This window comes from Enterobacter sp. 118C5, assembly GCF_034107645.1.
GTDB lineage: Bacteria > Pseudomonadota > Gammaproteobacteria > Enterobacterales > Enterobacteriaceae > Enterobacter > Enterobacter nematophilus.
Map to the genome: position 1 here is coordinate 475,358 of NZ_JAWNEU010000001.1, position 17,956 is coordinate 493,313.

Below are 17,956 nucleotides of genomic sequence, written 5' to 3' on the forward strand. Positions count from 1 at the left end.
ATTCAACGCGTTAATTTTAGCCAGTTAACTTGCTGATTGCGCAACACCACTTATATTTATTCATGCTTCCTTTCATTAAGTTCTTTTTAAAAAATCCCACATATGCTGTGGCAGAACATCGAGAGGTTTTGATGAAATTCAACATGATAGTAAGGAGCCTTGCTTTAGCTGGCATTCTGGGCTCAATGAGCCCGTCCCTTTGGGCCGCAGAGGCCTCTAAAGAGGCAGCAGCAGCAACGCAACAAGCCAACAATGCCTTGTATAATCAACTTCCTTTCTCCGATAACACTGATTTTACCAATGCTCATAAAGGTTTCATCGCGCCACTTCCTCAGGAGGTTATCAAGGGCGAGCAAGGAAATATAATCTGGAATCCGCAACAATATTCTTTTATTAAAGAAGGCGATAAAGCTCCCGATACGGTTAATCCCAGCTTATGGCGTCAATCTCAGCTGATCAATATTAGCGGTCTGTTTGAGGTTACCGACGGCGTTTATCAGATTCGAAATCTTGACCTGTCGAATATGACCATTATCGAAGGTAAAGAGGGTATTACCGTGGTGGACCCGCTGGTATCGGCAGAAACAGCGAAAGTGGGTATGGATCTCTACTTCAAAAATCGCGGGAATAAACCCGTTGTTGCCGTTATTTATACCCACAGCCATGTTGACCACTACGGCGGCGTGCGGGGCGTGGTTGATGAAGCGGACGTGAAGTCCGGCAAGGTCAAAGTCTATGCCCCGGCAGGGTTTATGGAAGCCGCCGTTGCGGAAAATATCATGGCAGGTAATGTCATGAGCCGCCGCGCCAGCTACATGTACGGCAACTTGCTGAAGCCAGATGCCAAAGGACAGGTGGGGGCTGGTCTGGGGACCACAACATCAGCAGGAACGGTGACGCTGATTGCTCCTACGAACATCATTGAGAAAGATGGTCAGAAAGAGGTCATCGACGGACTTACCTACGACTTTATGCTCGCGCCGGGTTCTGAAGCACCCTCGGAAATGCTCTGGTATATCGAAGAGAAGAAACTCATCGAATCTGCCGAGGATGTCACTCACACCCTGCACAACACCTATTCACTGCGTGGCGCGAAAATTCGTGAACCGCTGCCGTGGTCGAAATACATCAATCAGGCGATCGTGCGCTGGGGTGATAAAGCGGAAATCATCATGGCGCAACACCACTGGCCGACCTGGGGTAATGAAAACGTAGTCAAACTGCTGAAAAGTCAACGTGACCTCTATCGTTACATCAACGACCAGACGCTTCGCATGGCAAACGAAGGGCTGACGCGGGATGAAATAGCCGCAAACTTTAAGCTGCCAGATTCACTGGCGCATACCTGGGCTAACCGCGGTTACTACGGATCGGTGAGCCATGATGTGAAAGCAACCTATGTTCTTTACCTTGGCTGGTTTGATGGCAATCCGGCAACGCTGGATGAACTGCCACCTGAAGAGGGCGCGAAGAAATTCGTGGAGTATATGGGCGGTGCGGATGCCATTTTGAGCAAGGCGAAAACCGACTTTGACCAGGGGAACTACCGCTGGGTTGCGCAGGTCGTGAGCAAAGTTGTGTTTGCCGACCCGAATAACCAGGCCGCGCGTAACCTGGAAGCGGATGCGTTGGAGCAGCTTGGCTACCAGGCTGAATCGGGGCCATGGCGTAACTTCTACCTGACCGGAGCCCAGGAGCTCCGTAACGGCGTAGTGAAAGGCCCGACGCCAAACACCGCCAGCCCGGATACCGTGCGCGCCATGACCCCAGAGATGTTCTTCGATTATCTGGCGGTACATATTAACGGCCAGAAAGCCGGGGACGCTAAATCGGTATTTAACATCGATCTGGGCAGCGATGGCGGCAAATATAAGCTGGAGCTGGAAAATGGCGTGCTGAACCACACGGCTAACGCCGAGGCGAAGGACGCAGATGCGACGGTGACCCTGAATCGGGACACGCTGAATAAAATCATCCTGCAGGAGGTTACGCTCAAGCAGGCCGAAGACAGCGGCGATGTAAAAATTTCAGGTGATGGAGCGAAACTCGACGCGATGCTCGGGTATATGGATAAATTTGATTTCTGGTTCAATATCGTCACACCTTAAGCGCGTTCCCTGCGGGAAATATTTCCCGCAGGGACGTTTTACACGCTTGTCGGTCAGCATGTTGTTAACATCAGGCCGATGAAAACTGATAATTCCTCAAACACAGGCAGATGTGAACAGAATAGTGGCCGCTCCCTGCGTATAATGCCTTTCGAATTCGCATAAATATCCAGTGGCTGTCCTTATGACTCTGAATCGCCTTTGTTTTTTGTTCCTGCTCATCGCTGCAATCAGCAGCTTTTTGGCCACGTATCCCTTTGCCATGTGGTTGCTGTTAATCAATGTCCTGACGATGATCGTTTACGGTGTCGATAAAACCGCCGCGCGAAAAGGGATGCGCAGGGTACCGGAGATCACGTTACTGGCGTTTGGTACTGTGGGAGGGTGGCCAGGCGCCATATTAGGCCAACAGATCTTTCGCCATAAAACGCAGAAGCAGCCCTTCAAAACCTGGTTTTTGCTGAGCATCGTCGTGAGTATTTCAGCCACGGCGGCGGTTTATCATTTCTGTCCCTTTATTCTTTTCTGAACATCATCAGGACCGCACAAATTCACCGTTGACCTCAAGTTAACTTGAGCTTTTAAAATGTCTGCGACATGTTGATACAGGAGTAACATCTTAAAATGAAAGACATTGACGTAGGATTCACTCATGTTGCGTTTATGGTCAGGGATCTGGAGAAGAGCGTTGCTTTCTACCGCCGATATGCCGGGATGGACGTCATTCATTCGCGTGAGCCCGGTCTTCCTGCTGCCCGTAAAGTGGCGTGGCTAACTGACCATACGCGTCCTTTTGCGCTGGTTCTGGTGCAGGCGGACAGCGTGACCGATACGCCGCTGGGGCATTTTGGCCACCTTGGGATTGCCTGCGCCACGCGCGAAGAAATTGACAGAAAAACCGCGATGGCTATCGAAGAAGGGGTGTTACGGAAAACGCCGGAAGATCTGGGCGATCCCGTTGGGTACTATGTATTCTTTGCCGATCCCGATGGAAATACCTTAGAGCTCTCGTACGGCCAGCGCGTCGGGCTCACAGCAATTCAGGCGAAACAGTAAAACGCCTGAACACGGTCTGACGCTGCGTTTTTGAAAATCCTGCTACGCTTGTTTGTTGTATCAGGAGCATGAGTATGAAGAACAAAGACGAACAAACAGGATTAGTGGGGCTGGCGATTGGGGCCGCCGTTATAGGGCTGGTTTCATCGCAAAAAACGATCGATCGTGACAGCATTGTTAACGAACTGGTCAGGCTCGGCAGGCAGAAAGGCGATGGTGTGGAAGATGAGGTTTTCCTTAAAGCTGCCGAGCTGGTGAGAAAAGGGGTATAGCCGATGGCTGACATTCGTCATGCACAGTGCCATTGTGGTGCGGTGGCATTTACCGTCGAACTTACTGACGGCTTTAATACCGCGCGGCGCTGCAGCTGCTCTTTCTGCCGTATGCGGGGCGCGGTTGTGGTCTCTGCACCGCTGTCGGGTATCACCGTGACGAGAGGTGAAGATAAGCTGACGGAGTACCGGTTCAACACGGGGACGGCGCGGCATTTCTTCTGCTCGGTCTGCGGGATTTACACGTTCCATCAGCGTCGTTCAAACCCAAATGAATACGGAGTGAATGTCGCCTGTTTTGAAAACGTGTCGCCGTTTGATTTCCCCGAAGTGACGGTGATGGATGGCGTAAACCACCCGAGCGATGGTGAAAGCGGCGTTTTTGGCTATCTCTCGTTTCGCAAAAAAGAGACCAGTAAAGGTTAATTACCGCCTGGCCTTTTTTTTATCAGCCTGGCTATAGTGGGAAGTGGGTTTCTAAAACAGGAGAAATTATGCTCTGTGTAGAAAAAGACGATCCGCGTGAGGCCCCGGAATCAGGGGATAAAAAACCTCAACCCGTGAAAAAGTAACGCTCGAAACGCGTATGACCGCCACCGGCACTGCTGGTGGCTTTTTTATGGGAATGACCGTTAATGGCGATCCAGATGGTTTAACAGCGTGCCGAGATGTCCGACAATATCGCGAAAATCAAAGATTAACGCCATCCATAAACACGCCAGAAGAGTCAGTATGGTAACGGATATACGACCAAACAACGCTGTCATCCTTAGTGAAGAGGGGGATATCGGCGCAGTCTAACCCGTTTTCTTTCAACTTATCCTCAACAATACGGCAATAAAGTGCTGTTGTGAGACAAACATCAAAAAGAGGAGCCCGCATTATGCTGCGGGCTCTACTTATCAGAACTGGTAAACCAGGCCTAATGCAACGACGTCGTCGGTGCTGATGCCGTTGTTTTTGTAGAAGCTGTCGTCTTCATCCAGCAGGTTGATTTTATAATCAACGTAGGTGGACATGTTCTTGTTGAAATAGTAGGTCGCGCCTACGTCAGCATATTTAACCAGGTCCTGATCGCCCTGGCCGTTGCCCAGGTCTTTCCCTTTTGACTGCAGGTAAGAAATAGCCGGACGCAGACCGAAATCGAACTGGTACTGGGCGGTTACTTCGAAGTTCTGAGTCTTATTCGCCACAGCATCGGTGTTATCACCGTAAGGCGTCATATTGCGGGTTTCAGAATACATTGCCGCCAGATAGATATTATTGGCGTCATATTTCAGGCCTGCGGTCCAGGCATCTGCTTTGTCGCCGCCCGCAGTGGTATGTATCACCTGGTCATTTGTACGGTCAGATGAGGCGTAGGCGGCACCGGCACTGATCCCCATGCCGAAATCATAGGTGGTAGAAATACCGAAGCCGTCGCCATTTTGATTGCGGATGTTGTTATCTGTCCGGTTGTTAGTCCCTTCCTGAGAGCAACCCGTCTCATCGCAATTACTGCCTTCATTGTTGCCCTGATACTGCAGCGCGAAGTTCAGACCCTGCACCAGACCATAGAAATCGGTGTTACGGTACGTTGCTACGCCGTTGGCGCGGCCGGTCATAAAGTTATCCGCATAGGTGTAAGAGTCGCCGCCGAACTCAGGCAGCATATCGGTCCAGCCTTCCACGTCGTACAGCACGCCATAGTTACGGCCGTAGTCAAAGGAACCGTAGTCACCCACTTTGACACCCGCGAAAGCCAGGCGCGTCCAGGACTGATTATCAGACCCTTCGGTGTTATTCGCCTGAATGTTATATTCCCACTGCGCGTAGCCGGTCATCATGTCGTTAATCTGCGTTTCACCTTTGAAACCCAGACGCATGTAGGTTTGATCGCCGTCTTTAGAAGCATCGTCGGAGAAATAGTGCAGACCATCTACTTTTCCGTACAGATCCAGTTTGTTGCCGTCTTTATTATAAATTTCTGCCGCATGCGCGGCGCCAGCCATTAACAGAGCCGGAATCATCAGAGCCAGTACTTTTCTTTGCATAGTGATATTCCTTTGCAGTTGTTTTTATTTGATTACCTGTTGAACTTTCCGGATAAGAAAGTTGTCTCATGCTAAATCACTCCTGCGGAATAGTAATAAAATAGAATTGTTACGAATTAAGTAAAATCTAAACCGGATAAATCTGCGGTAATAGTCATTTGCTTTGTGAATGAGTTAAAATAAACCATATTAAATAAAAATTATTAATTAGCGGTTAAATCAGGTAATCTCTGCCCCGTTATATGCCTTTAAGATTATTTATCCATAATTATCATGAATGTCATTTGGGAAACTAAAGAGAGATTCATTAATTATCTGGATTAGCCCGATGTGAAAACATCGGGCTTTTTTTATGGCAAAAAAATGCCCGGACGAGCCGGGCAGAGGGTTAGTCGCTGGTGGATTTTTCGGCTTTTCCTGCCAGCTGCGCCAGGAAGTCATACCGTTTTTGCAGATCTGCTGCCGCGTCTTGCCAGAGCTGCTCAGCCACCTCAGGCTGTTGCGCATTCAGGCGGCGGAAGCGCTGCTCCTGCATTAGCGTTTCTGCCAGGGCGTCTGACGGTGGACGCGAATCCAGCGCCAGCGGTAATTTGCCCTCGTCCGCACGGCGCGGATCGAACCGGTAAAGCGGCCAGAAGCCGGTGGCCGTCAGCTGACGCATCTGATCGTGGCTGAGGGCCAGGTCGTAGCCATGCTCTTCGCAAGGGCTGTAGGCAATAATCAGCGACGGCCCCGGATACGCTTCAGCCTCCTGAATGGCTTTCACCGTCTGGTTAAGCTGCGCGCCCAGCGAGATTTGCGCGACGTAAACGTGGCCGTACATCATCATGCTCACGCCGAGATCCTTACGCGCCTTGCGTTTACCGTGTTCACCAAATTTCGTGACGGCGCCCAGCGGCGTGGCTTTCGATGCCTGCCCACCGGTATTGGAATAACACTGCGTATCCAGAACCAGAATGTTGACGTTTTCGGTCAGGCTTAACACGTGATCCAGCCCGCCAAAGCCGATGTCGTAAGCCCAGCCGTCGCCGCCAATCAGCCAGATCGATTTTTCGACCAGAGCGTCAGCGTCGGTAAGAAGCTGTTCAGCCCCGGCCACCCCCTTAAGGGCGTTACGCAGCTCCGCTACCTGCTCGCGACGCACCTCTGGCGTTGCGTCGGCGTGAAGTGCGGCATTGAGATCGGCAGGGATCTGCCCGGCAAACTGTTCCAGCAGGCGCATCACGCGCGCGCGGTGCTGGTCAACGGTGAGGCGGAAGCCCAGGCCAAACTCGGCGTTATCCTCGAACAGGGAGTTTGCCCATGCCGGACCGCGACCATTCGCATCGGTGGTGTACGGCGTGGACGGTAAATTACCGCCGTAGATTGATGAACAGCCGGTGGCGTTGGCAATCAGCATTCGGTCGCCGTACAGCTGGGTAAGGAGTTTGATATACGGCGTTTCACCGCAGCCGGAGCAGGCGCCGGAGTACTCGAACAGCGGCGTGATCAGCTGCGAGGTACGAATATCAATGCGTTCCAGCTTGCTGCGATCGATTTCCGGCAGGTTCAGGAAGAAGTCATAGTTCACTTTTTCTTCTTCAACGTGCTCAAGGCGCGACATCATATTGATGGCCTTGATGTCCGGGTTCTGCCTGTCCTTAGCCGGGCAGACCTCAACGCACAGGTTACACCCGGTGCAGTCTTCCGGCGCGACCTGCAGAACGTATTTCTGGCCGCGCATGTCGCGGGATTTTACATCCAGAGAGTGCAGGCTGGCCGGGGCATCTTCCATTGCTTCCGGTGACACCACTTTGGCGCGAATGGCCGAGTGCGGGCAGGCCGCGACGCAGTGGTTACACTGGGTACAGAGCTCTTCTTTCCAGATGGGGATCGCTTCGGCGATATTGCGTTTTTCCCAGCGCGTGGTGCCCATCGGCCAGGTTCCGTCCGGCGGCAGCGCAGAGACGGGCAGGGCGTCACCCAGCCCGGCCAGCATGGCGGCCGTCACGGTCTTCACGAAATCAGGTGCCGCATCTGAGACCACAGGAGGGCGATTCGGGCTGGCGTCATTGACCGGCTGCAGCGGCACCTCAAACAGCGACTCGCGCGCCAGCGCCAGCGCCTGCCAGTTTCGCTCTACCAGCTCCTGCCCCTTGCTGCTGTAGCTTTTGGCAATGGCCCCCTGCAGTTCCACCAGCGCGCTGTCGCCAGGCAGGATATTGGTCAAATGGAAGAAGGCCATTTGCATGACGGTATTGATACGCGCGGCCAGGCCACATTCGCGGGCAATTTTCGCCGCGTTAACCACGTAGAAGCGGGCTTTTTTCTGATTCAGCACCGTCTGTACTTCCTGCGGCAGGCGCGCCCAGACCTCATCCGCATTGTATGGCGTATTGAGGAGGAAGATACCGCCGGGCTTCAGGCGCTCGGCCATCTGGTACTTGTCGATAAACTGCAGCTGATGGCAGCCAACAAAGTCGGCCTGAGAAATAAGGTAGGCCGAGCGGATAGGCTGCTCGCTGACGCGCAGGTGAGAAACGGTCAGACCGCCGGCTTTCTTGGAGTCGTAGACGAAGTAACCCTGCGCGTACCACGGGGTTGAATTGCCGATGATCTTGATATTGTTTTTGGTCGCCGAGACGCTGCCGTCGCTGCCCAGGCCGTAAAACAGCGCCTCAAGTTTGGCGGTCGAGGGCAGGGTGTTTTCCGGCAAGGGCAGGGAAAGATTCGTCACGTCATCATAAATGCCCACCGTAAAGCGCGGCTTGGGTTTCGCTTCCCTTAGTTCGTTAAACACGGCCAGCACGCAGTCCGGCCCAAACTCTTTGGAAGACAGGCCATAGCGTCCGCCGATAACGCGCGGCAGCGTTTCACGTTCGCCGTTATTAAAAGCTTCAGCGAGGGCTGTCATCACGTCAAGATACAGCGGTTCCGCGTGTGCGCCAGGCTCTTTGGTTCGATCGAGCACCGCCACGGTACGCGCGCTTTCCGGCAGGGCAGAGAGCAAATGTTTAGCCGAGAACGGGCGGTAAAGGCGCACTTTAAGCACGCCGACCTTTTCTCCACGGGTCAGCAGCTCGTCGACCACCTCTTCACAGGTGCCGATAGCGGAACCCATCAGCACAATCACGCGCTCGGCCTGCGGGTGGCCGTAGTATTCGAACGGTTTGTACTCGCGTCCGGTTGCGGAGGCAAAGTCATTCATTGCCTGCTCGACGTGGTCATAAACCGCGTTGTACCACGGGTTTGTGGCCTCGCGTGACTGGAAATAAGTATCCGGGTTTGCCGATGTCCCGCGGATAACCGGATGTTCCGGGTTCAGGGCGCGGGCGCGATGCGCGTCAATTTCCGCCTGCGGCAGCAGATCAAGGATAGTCTCGTCCGCCAGCGGGACGATTTTGTTGATTTCGTGAGACGTACGGAAACCATCAAAGAAGTGGATAAACGGAACGCGGCTTTTAAGCGTGGCGATATGCGAAATTAAGGCAAAGTCCTGGGCTTCCTGAACGCTGCTGGCGCACAGCATCGCGCACCCGGTCTGGCGCACGGCCATCACGTCCGAGTGATCGCCAAAAATAGAGAGTGCGTGGGTGGCCACGGTACGGGCCGCGACGTGCAGGACGAAAGGGGTCAGTTGACCCGCGAGTTTGTACAGCGTTGGGATCATCAACAACAATCCCTGAGAGGAGGTAAACGACGTGGAAAGCGCGCCTGTCTGCAGCGCACCGTGGACCGTAGCAATCGCCCCCGCTTCAGACTGCATTTCAACCACTCTCGGGACATCGCCCCAGACGTTTTTTAACCCGTTTCCCGCCCAGGCATCCGCCTGCTCGGCCATGGTTGAACTTGGCGTGATCGGATAGATGGCGATAACTTCACTGGTGCGAAACGCGACTGAGGCAACTGCACCATTACCGTCAATAGTTTGCATAGGACGACACCCTTACATTGCGCAAAAATAGAGAGGCTGTCATAAGGCGACCAGCCTTGAATATTATCTCTTAAGTCTAGCAAACAGGGGGTTTTGCGATTTTCGCTTTTGTGTCCTCGGTATTCCCACCATCAATGGTTAGATCAAACTTAGGGCGAAAAAATTGCGAGAAATTGTTTCAGCAGCGCATAAATACGCACTTCCGCTCTCGACGACACGGGATGTGATGCCTATTATGCTTAGGTTTCGCACTAATTACGGGGAAGAGAGCATGCGTTCAGCATTTTGGGTAGGGTGTGCCGCGCTATTATTGTCGGCATGCAGCAGTGAACCTGTTCAGCAGGCCACGGCGGCACACGTGGCGCCGGGAATGAAAGCGGCAATGTCCAGTTCAGGCCAGGCCAACTGCGCCATGATTGGCGGCTCGCTGTCCGTTGCCCGCCAGCTTGATGGTTCGTCTATTGGAATGTGCGCCTTGCCAAACGGCAAACGCTGCAGTGAACAGTCGCTTGCCGTTGGAAGCTGCGGTAGCTACTGATTATTCTGCGCGCTTAAACATCAGCGTTTTATCGGCTGTCGCCAGCGTTAACTGGTCTTCAGTCAGGTCGACCTGCGCCCCTTTGCGCAGCATGTCGCCGATGGCTTGATCCAGCTCGTTAAGCTGTGGTTCGGTACAAAGTTTGCGGGTCATCGCCAGCGTTTTCACCTTTAGCTCACCTTCGGACAGTTTTCCCTGCCCGTTGAAGCGGTTACACATCTGGCCCGAAACGCTAATGTTATCAACGAGGCTAATATCGGGAAGCGCGTTAAAAACGATCTCAGGCTGCGTTGTCATGCCCATCACGGCCTTGCCGTCCACGTTTTCCAGAACAAAACGGTGGCTCTTCAACCGATCCGGCTGGACGGATGCTTTGCCCGGATTAACGCAGCCGCTGAGGACAAGGCTGATAACACTTAACGCGATGAGCTTTTTCATTTTTCTTCTCAAATTATAAATTCTGTGAATCTTTTACCAGTGTAACGATACTCTGCGGTGCGTTAATGGGGTTTATCTGAAAGTGCGGGGCGGTGCCGGGCAGCGCGGGGCTGCCCGGAATGAAGTTTAATGCGATTTAAACCCGGCAGCCGTCATCAGCATGCGAAAGAGCATGCTGACCGCTGCCAGCGCCAGTACGCTGCCGCCCCAGATAATGGCCAGCCACAGCAATCTTTTCCAGACAGGTTGTTGCATCAGTGATAACCCTCCCCATGCTGAACTTTGCCGCGAAATACGTAGTAGCTCCAGAAGGTGTAGACCAGAATGACGGGAATGATCAACAGCGCGCCCACCAGCATAAAGCCCTGGCTTTGCGTCGGCGCGGCGGCCTGCCACAGGGTGATCGACGGCGGTATGATATGCGGCCAGATGCTGATCCCAAGCCCGCTAAAGCCGAGGAAGATCAGCCCCAGCGTCAGAATAAACGGCCGAGCATGGCTGTCAGGATTACTCAGGCAGCGCCACTGGTAGAGGCTAAACATGACGACCAGGGCAGGGACCGGCAGCAGATAAAACAGATTCGGCAGCGTAAACCAGCGCGCAGCGATGGCCGGGTGCGCCAGCGGCGTCCAGAGGCTGATCGCCGCGATAAACGCCAGCAGCACGATCAACAGCGTCTTCGAAACCTCACGCATCCTTTGCTGTAGCGCATTTTCGCTTTTCATCACCAGCCACGTAGAACCTAACAGCGCGTAGGCCACCACCAGACCCGCGCCGCAGAACAGATTAAACGCGGTAAACCAGTCAAACGGTCCGCCGGTATACGTTCTGCCAGTGACGCTAAAGCCGTTAATGACGGCACCCACCGTCACGCCCTGGGTAAACGTCGCCAGAACGGAACCGCCAATAAACGCCTTATCCCAGAAAGGACGGTGGGCCGGCGTGGCTTTAAAACGAAACTCAAACGCTACGCCACGAAAAATAAGTCCGATCAGCATTAACGTCAGCGGAATGGTCAGGGCATCAATAATCACCGCATAGGCCAGTGGGAATGCACCAAACAGGGCGGCACCGCCGAGCACCAGCCAGGTCTCATTTCCGTCCCAGACCGGCGCGACGCTGTTGACCATCACGTCGCGATCGTCGGCGTTTTTCGTTGCCGGGAACAGAATACCGATCCCCAGATCAAACCCGTCCATGACGATATACATCAGCGTGGCAAAGACGATGATAACAAACCAGATAATGGAAAGATCGATACCCATTATGGCTGCTCCTTATGTTCAGATGTGACGGCAGAAAGCGGGCGCGCCGGGCGTCCGTCGGACTCGGTGGCGAACGATTCGTGCGGCTGCGGGCCTTTTCGGATGAGGCGCACCATATAGCTGTAGCCCACGCCGAATACCGAGGTATAGACGACGAAGAAGGCCAGCAGGCTCACGCTCATATGCAGATCGCCATGGGCAGAAACCGCATCCTTCGTTCGCTGAAGCCCGTAGACCACCCACGGCTGGCGACCGACTTCGGTGGTGACCCATCCTGCCAGAATGGCAATCAGCCCGGATGGCCCCATCAGCAGCGCAAACCACAGGAACGGACGTGAAGAATAAACCTGCTTTTTATAACGCAGCCAGAGCGCCACGACCCCAAGCAGCAGCATCAGCATCCCTAAGCCCGCCATAATGCGGAACGACCAGAAGACGATGGTGGAATTAGGACGGTCTTCCTTCGGAAACTCTTTGAGGGCCGGAACCTGTTTATCCAGACTGTGCGTCAGGATGAGGCTGCCCAGCGCCGGGATCGCCAGCCCAAAGCGGGTGCGCTCCTGTTCCATGTCCGGCCAGCCAAACAGCAGCAGCGGGGTAGGCTCGCCCGGCGGGTTTTCCCAATGGCCTTCAATGGCGGCAATCTTCGCGGGCTGGTGCTTTAAGGTGTTCAACCCGTGCATATCGCCAACCAGGGCCTGGAGGGGAGCAACAATCAGCGTCATCCATAGCGCCATCGAAAACATCGCCCGGATGGCGGGGGTATTATTCCCGCGCAGCAGATGCCATGCCGCGGATGCACCGACAAACAGGGCGCTACTCAGGAATGCCGCTATCGACATATGCAGCAGGCGGTAGGGGAAGGAGGGGTTAAATACTACGGCGAACCAGTCCACCGGTACTACCTGCCCGTTGACGATCTCGTAGCCCTGCGGGGTCTGCATCCAGCTGTTCGATGAGAGGATCCAGAAGGTGGAGATAATGGTGCCCAGCGCCACCATGCAGGTGGAGAAGAAGTGCAGGCCTGGCCCCACTTTATTCCAGCCGAACAGCATCACGCCGAGGAACCCGGCTTCAAGGAAGAAGGCGGTAAGCACTTCATAGGTCAGCAGCGGGCCGGTAATACTGCCCGCAAACTGCGAAAAGCCGCTCCAGTTGGTGCCAAACTGGTAGGCCATCACCAGCCCGGAGACCACGCCCATGCCAAAGTTGACGGCGAAAATCTTCGACCAGAAATGGTACAGCGAGCGCCAGACCGGATTTTTTGTTTTCAGCCACAGCCCTTCGAGCACGGCAAGATAGCTGGCCAGGCCAATGGTGATGGCCGGGAAAATAATGTGAAAGGATACGGTAAAGGCAAACTGTATCCGCGCAAGGTGAAAAGCATCCAAACCAAACATGCAAAACTCCGCGATGTAATTATGTCGATGCCATTCTAAGCCGCGCCAGCTTTGGGTTGCAGAGACAGACCTGTGTTATTTATCTATAACAGTTTCCAGACTAATGAGCATTCAGCGAGCACCTTTAGTATGGTGATGCATCAAGAAGAATATTGGCGAGTTTAGACGTATTATGGAAAGAATATATGTCCCCACGAACACGTAGATATACGCCATCGTCCTTAACACTGATTATCACGTCAGGATCGTTAGTCACCATAAATGGCGTGGCCTGGTCAATATGAGATAAAAAATCTGCTTCGCTTCTTTTTGCATCCGATAAATAGTAATGATAGGTAAACGATGTCATTGCCCCGGCATTAGCTTGAGTAACATACAAAACAGCCCAGCTATTGACTTTTACTTTTGAACGTAAATCTTGTTCGACAGGGAAGTTCATAAAATATAAAAACCATCCGGCGTAGGCCAGTGAAAATAATAAAGGTACTAGAATATAGCGTTTTTTAAAAACCCGTTCTGGTTGCATAGTCTATTCCGCATTTAATCCAGAGTTGATCATTAGGATCATCCTCAAAAGGGGGGGGAATCATACCAGTGTCCATCTGTTGATTTCCCATTCCCTGATTTTGACTGCGCCCATCCGGCAGCACGTAAAAGAACGGGGGCAGAAATTCCAGCCGCAGTGCCAACTGCACCATAATGAAAATTGCCAAAATTCTCGTATTGTCGGCCAATTCTTGTTTTATAATCCCATGGGCCATGTAACCTGACCTGTTGATAAAACCACTCATATGTTAGTGCTGATGGGCCCCAATGAAAACGTGCTAACATCATATTATTTATAATATTAACACCTGGCGGTGAGAAAGATGAAATATCATAAGGTGGGTGAGGAGACACCGCTAAAGTTGGGTATCTCATGCTTGAGGTCTCTCATTCCAGTCGTCGGTAAACATGATGTTACCGTCACAGTGTTTCCAGGTGATTTTTTCATATCGAAATTCTACACATTCGAGATGATTGTGTTTTTCCTTCGTTGGATCTTTTGTGTCATGCATCATTGGCGAGACGCCGACGATTTTTACTCCTTCCAAAAACATGTTGAAGTATTCTACCTCTTGCCCTGCATCATTAATCTTGTACCACCTAAACTCTGCAGATTTAAGGGTTTGACCAGTTGCGACAGCTTTATAGAGATAGGGTAACGAAGAATCAAAGTCTTTTTGTATGATTACGGATGAATGCTTGCGAGTTCCGGTAATTTTTCCCGTAAGACCATCGGTAGGCAGGCTGAGGTTGTGGGAAAAGCCATTAACTTCTATGCTGCCTTCGCGATCCTGAACATCAACAGCGCCCTTAATATCTGCTCCGCCGTCATCTTTTATCCATAAATATGCTGGAATGGCCATGTAAAACTCCTTTTTGATTTAGTCGATGATATTTTTGAGTAATTTAATACTCCAGAGCGGGCAAGCCGATTAGGCCAAAAATGCTATGCAAAATCTTTATATTTCATAGAGTTATGTGTCGAATTGCAGTTATCGATTTGATTAATACACTACAGTAATGCGTTTATCAGTGTTCTAAAGTGTATTTTTATGAATTTTCCACATAAAACCGCTTGCTTTGTCGTTATCGCCGTGCGTTAATGGTCTTCTGGTTTTGAGTCCAAAAAAATATCTGACGTAGTTTTATAAAGCAGTTCTCATCACGTTGTGCCTCTCCGCAGCCGCTCCTGGTTCTCTTTCTACACTCCGATTAGTTTTTGTTTCAAACCACTATCGCCTGAAAGGCCCATTAGCAATTTACGTTTTAACGTTCACAGGAGAATCCTATGACTTCTTATATCCATTTCTGCTGCCCATGCTGTCATGGCTCGCAGTACCGTACCTCAGCCTTTGATGTGTCTGAGAAAAACCCGTTCGGTGCAAAATGCATTTTTTGCAAATCGCCGATGATTACGCTCGATCACCTGGCCGCTGCGCGTTCCGCTCAAAGCCACGTCACCGAGTACCGCAAGTAATTAACCCGTTTTTTCATAACAGTTAGCAAAATCTTCTCTTTTTCTCCTGCTGATATACACTGTCGCAATAAGGAGAATCTGATGAAAAAATACCAGCGTCTGGCGCAACAAATTATCTCGCAGATTGAGCTTGGCGTTTGGCTGCCGGGCGATAAGCTGCCTTCCCTGCGAGAGCAGGTGGCAAGCAGCGGCATGAGCTTTATGACCGTTGGCCACGCGTATCAGATGCTGGAAAGTCAGGGGCGCATTGTCGCCAGGCCGCAGTCGGGCTATTACGTTGCCTCGCGCCCGACCGCACAACAGCCTGCGCCGCCTGCCCAGGTGATGCGTGATGAAGCGGTAGATATCAATACCTACATCTTCGAGGTCTTACAGGCCAGCCGCGATCCGTCCGTTGTTCCTTTCGCCTCCGCCTTTCCCGACCCCCGGCTTTTCCCGCTTCAGCAGCTCAACCGCTCGCTGGCAAACGTCAGTAAAACCGCTACAGCAATGAGCGTGATTGAGAACCTGCCGCCCGGTAACGCTGAACTCCGACACGCCATTGCGCGCCGCTATGCGCAGCAGGGGATGAACATCTCGCCGGACGAGATCGTCATTACCGCAGGCGCCCTTGAAGCCCTGAACCTGAGTTTACAGGCGGTGACGGAGCCAGGAGACTGGGTGATTGTTGAAAACCCCTGTTTCTACGGCGCGCTGCAGGCGCTGGAGCGTCTTAAGCTAAAAGCGCTGTCGGTCGCTACAGACGTCCGGGAGGGGATCGATCTGAATGCGCTGGAGCAGGCGCTGAACGATTACCCGGTAAAAGCCTGCTGGCTCATGACCAACGGTCAAAACCCGCTTGGCTTTACGCTGAGCGCGGAAAAAAAAGCGCGTCTGGTCGCGCTCCTGACGGAGCACAACGTCACCCTGATCGAGGACGATGTCTACAGCGAGCTCTATTTTGGTCGGGAAAAGCCCCTTCCGGCGAAAGCCTGGGATCGAAGTGACATGACGCTCCACTGCTCCTCCTTTTCAAAATGCCTGGTGGCGGGGTTTCGCATCGGATGGGTGGCGGCGGGCAAACACGCGCGGCGCATTCAGCAGCTGCAGCTGATGAGCACGCTCTCAACCAGTTCTCCCATGCAGCTGGCGCTGGTGGACTACCTGGCGACCAAGCGCTACGACGCCCATCTGCGGCGCCTGCGACGAACGCTCGCCGAGCGAAAACAGCAGGCGTGGCAGTCGCTTCTGCGCCATATGCCTGCCGGCGTTAAAATCCACCATAACGACAGCGGCTACTTTTTATGGCTGGAGCTGCCGGCGCGGCTGGACGCGGGCCAGCTCAGCGAAAAGGCCTTAACGCACCACATAAGCATTGCGCCTGGAAAGATGTTTTCCACCTCAGACGCGTGGACGCCGTTCTTCCGATTTAATACCTCATGGGCATGGGGCGAGCGGGAAGAGCAGGCGGTCATTCAGCTGGGTAAATTAATTAGCACAATGATGGAATAACTTTTCCCCTTTATTTAAATAATCATTTCTTATCCTGACGACGGCACGGCGAATATTTTGCGGTGCCGTATCATATGAAATCTGCATATCGGGTTTCGCGGCTAACTCCTTGTCTATAATCCAGTTAACGGGGAATGCGTCCTCGGTCACACCTTGATGAAATTTCCTTAAGCCGAACGGTGCGGCGCATTTGCGCGGTCTACGTTTAATGAGGGAGATATTTTTACGGCACGGCTGCCGCTAAATTTCATTGCGACAGGAGTAACTCTTATGAGCAAAAGATTTGCCCGCAGCAGCCTGTGCGCGCTCGGCATGACTATCATGACCGCGCAAGCCGCAGAACCGCCAAAAGCCATCGGCGACGGGGAAGGTCGACTGGATATTATCGCCTGGCCGGGGTACATCGAACGCGGACAGACGGATAAAAATTATGACTGGGTCACCCAGTTTGAAAAAGAGACCGGCTGCGCGGTCAACGTCAAAACGGCGGCCACGTCCGATGAAATGGTCAGCCTGATGGCGAAAGGCGGATATGACCTGGTCACCGCCTCAGGTGACGCCTCCCTGCGCCTGATCATGGGCAAACGCGTTCAGCCGATTAACCCCGATCTTATCCCTAACTGGAAAACCCTCGACCCGCGCATCGTGAAGGGCGAGTGGTTTAACGTGGGCGGCAAAGTCTACGGTACGCCGTATCAGTGGGGACCCAACCTGCTGATGTACAACACCAAAACCTTCCCGACGCCGCCGGACAGCTGGAGCGTGGTCTTTACAAAGCAGGATCTGCCGGACGGTAAAACTAATCAGGGGCGCGTGCAGGCGTATGATGGCCCGATTTACATCGCCGATGCGGCGCTGTTCGTCAAAGCCACCCAGCCGCAGCTGGGGATCAAAGACCCGTACCAGCTCACCGAAGAACAATATGCCGCCGTGCTCAAGGTGCTTCGCGACCAGCATGCCCTGATCCACCGCTACTGGCATGACACCACCGTCCAGATGAGCGACTTCAAAAATGAAGGCGTCGTGGCCTCCAGCGCCTGGCCGTATCAGGCGAATGCTCTGAAGGCCGAGAACCAGCCCGTTGCCACCGTCTTCCCAAAAGAAGGGGTAACCGGCTGGGCGGACACCACCATGCTGCACGAGCAGGCAAAACACCCGATGTGCGCCTACAAGTGGATGAACTGGTCGCTCACGCCGAAAGTGCAGGGCGATCTGGCAGCATGGTTTGGCTCGCTGCCCGTCGTGGCTGAAGGTTGTAAGGCCAGCACGCTGCTGGGCGACAAGGGCTGCGAAACCAACGGCTATAACTATTTTGACAAAATCATGTTCTGGAAAACCCCCATCGCAGAAGGCGGGAAATATGTGCCTTACAGCCGCTGGACGCAGGATTACATCGCCATTATGGGCGGCCGCTAATCG

Annotated in this window: 19 protein-coding genes; 10 read left to right on the forward strand and 9 right to left on the reverse strand. The window is 53.0% G+C overall.

Translation table 11 applies throughout. The annotated features are described in order from the left end of the window. The first annotated feature begins 131 nt into the window (after positions 1–131). From UTO39_RS02235 to UTO39_RS02260, 6 genes are all read left to right on the forward strand, one after another. Complete coding sequence (locus UTO39_RS02235) at positions 132–2,108, forward strand: alkyl sulfatase dimerization domain-containing protein (protein ID WP_320726331.1); 1,977 nt, start codon at positions 132–134, stop codon at positions 2,106–2,108. A gap of 184 nt (positions 2,109–2,292) precedes the next feature. After that, positions 2,293–2,637 (forward strand): DUF1294 domain-containing protein, encoded by a 345-nt coding sequence (locus UTO39_RS02240; protein WP_320726332.1) that lies wholly within the window; start codon positions 2,293–2,295, stop codon positions 2,635–2,637. Positions 2,638–2,732: 95 nt separating this feature from the next. Then, a complete protein-coding gene (locus UTO39_RS02245; protein WP_320726333.1) occupies positions 2,733–3,164 on the forward strand; it encodes a VOC family protein in 432 nt (143 codons plus the stop codon). A 74-nt stretch (positions 3,165–3,238) separates the two neighbouring features. After that, the gene (locus tag UTO39_RS02250; protein ID WP_028013317.1) at positions 3,239–3,436 is read left to right on the forward strand and encodes a hypothetical protein; all 198 of its coding nucleotides are present in this window, start codon (positions 3,239–3,241) and stop codon (positions 3,434–3,436) included. Positions 3,437–3,439: 3 nt separating this feature from the next. Next, the gene (locus UTO39_RS02255; RefSeq protein WP_253542162.1) at positions 3,440–3,862 is read left to right on the forward strand and encodes a GFA family protein; all 423 of its coding nucleotides are present in this window, start codon (positions 3,440–3,442) and stop codon (positions 3,860–3,862) included. Positions 3,863–3,930: 68 nt separating this feature from the next. Further along, on the forward strand, positions 3,931–4,008 hold the full coding sequence (locus tag UTO39_RS02260) for a hypothetical protein (RefSeq protein ID WP_223239581.1): 78 nt from the start codon (positions 3,931–3,933) through the stop codon (positions 4,006–4,008). 330 nt (positions 4,009–4,338) lie between these two features. Here the strand turns inward: UTO39_RS02260 and ompC are convergent, their stop codons facing one another. Together ompC and nifJ are read right to left on the reverse strand one after the other, a co-directional pair. Beyond that, the gene (ompC, locus tag UTO39_RS02265; RefSeq protein WP_320726334.1) at positions 4,339–5,469 is read right to left on the reverse strand and encodes a porin OmpC; all 1,131 of its coding nucleotides are present in this window, start codon (positions 5,467–5,469) and stop codon (positions 4,339–4,341) included. Positions 5,470–5,857: 388 nt separating this feature from the next. Then, positions 5,858–9,382, reverse strand: coding sequence for a pyruvate:ferredoxin (flavodoxin) oxidoreductase (nifJ, locus tag UTO39_RS02270; protein WP_320726335.1), 3,525 nt, complete (start codon positions 9,380–9,382; stop codon positions 5,858–5,860). Positions 9,383–9,653: 271 nt separating this feature from the next. Between nifJ and UTO39_RS02275 the strand changes: the two genes are divergently transcribed. Continuing rightward, entirely contained in the window at positions 9,654–9,920 is a 267-nt protein-coding gene (locus UTO39_RS02275; protein WP_061099662.1) for a DUF333 domain-containing protein, read from the forward strand. On the opposite strand, the gene hslJ is transcribed toward UTO39_RS02275, so the two are convergent. From hslJ to UTO39_RS02310, 7 genes are all read right to left on the reverse strand, one after another. Continuing rightward, positions 9,921–10,358: a heat shock protein HslJ gene (gene hslJ / locus UTO39_RS02280; protein ID WP_320726336.1), complete on the reverse strand. Its 438-nt coding sequence runs from the start codon at positions 10,356–10,358 to the stop codon at positions 9,921–9,923. Positions 10,359–10,484: 126 nt separating this feature from the next. Then, positions 10,485–10,613 carry a DUF2474 domain-containing protein gene (locus UTO39_RS02285; protein ID WP_008501283.1) on the reverse strand — a complete coding sequence of 43 codons (129 nt, stop codon included), beginning with the start codon at positions 10,611–10,613 and terminating at the stop codon, positions 10,485–10,487. Continuing rightward, the gene (gene cydB / locus UTO39_RS02290) at positions 10,613–11,623 is read right to left on the reverse strand and encodes a cytochrome d ubiquinol oxidase subunit II (protein ID WP_320726337.1); all 1,011 of its coding nucleotides are present in this window, start codon (positions 11,621–11,623) and stop codon (positions 10,613–10,615) included. The genes UTO39_RS02285 and cydB overlap by 1 nt, the downstream gene beginning before the upstream one ends. After that, positions 11,623–13,023 carry a cytochrome ubiquinol oxidase subunit I gene (locus UTO39_RS02295; RefSeq protein ID WP_320726338.1) on the reverse strand — a complete coding sequence of 467 codons (1,401 nt, stop codon included), beginning with the start codon at positions 13,021–13,023 and terminating at the stop codon, positions 11,623–11,625. Before UTO39_RS02295 ends, cydB begins: the two co-directional genes overlap by 1 nt. Positions 13,024–13,147: 124 nt before the next feature. Next, the gene (locus UTO39_RS02300) at positions 13,148–13,549 is read right to left on the reverse strand and encodes a hypothetical protein (RefSeq protein WP_320726339.1); all 402 of its coding nucleotides are present in this window, start codon (positions 13,547–13,549) and stop codon (positions 13,148–13,150) included. 44 nt (positions 13,550–13,593) lie between these two features. Next, positions 13,594–13,944, reverse strand: a complete 351-nt coding sequence (locus UTO39_RS02305) for a polymorphic toxin type 44 domain-containing protein (protein WP_320726340.1) — start codon at positions 13,942–13,944, stop codon at positions 13,594–13,596. Next, on the reverse strand, positions 13,941–14,432 hold the full coding sequence (locus UTO39_RS02310; RefSeq protein ID WP_320726341.1) for an Hcp family type VI secretion system effector: 492 nt from the start codon (positions 14,430–14,432) through the stop codon (positions 13,941–13,943). Before UTO39_RS02310 ends, UTO39_RS02305 begins: the two co-directional genes overlap by 4 nt. Positions 14,433–14,857: 425 nt before the next feature. On the opposite strand from UTO39_RS02310, the gene UTO39_RS02315 reads away from it, so the two are divergent. From UTO39_RS02315 to ydcS, 3 genes are all read left to right on the forward strand, one after another. After that, on the forward strand, positions 14,858–15,046 hold the full coding sequence (locus UTO39_RS02315) for a cold-shock protein (RefSeq protein ID WP_320726342.1): 189 nt from the start codon (positions 14,858–14,860) through the stop codon (positions 15,044–15,046). An 81-nt stretch (positions 15,047–15,127) separates the two neighbouring features. Further along, positions 15,128–16,537 carry a PLP-dependent aminotransferase family protein gene (locus UTO39_RS02320; protein WP_266177941.1) on the forward strand — a complete coding sequence of 470 codons (1,410 nt, stop codon included), beginning with the start codon at positions 15,128–15,130 and terminating at the stop codon, positions 16,535–16,537. A gap of 270 nt (positions 16,538–16,807) precedes the next feature. Further along, complete coding sequence (gene ydcS, locus UTO39_RS02325) at positions 16,808–17,953, forward strand: putative ABC transporter substrate-binding protein YdcS (RefSeq protein WP_320726343.1); 1,146 nt, start codon at positions 16,808–16,810, stop codon at positions 17,951–17,953. Positions 17,954–17,956 lie beyond the last annotated feature (3 nt).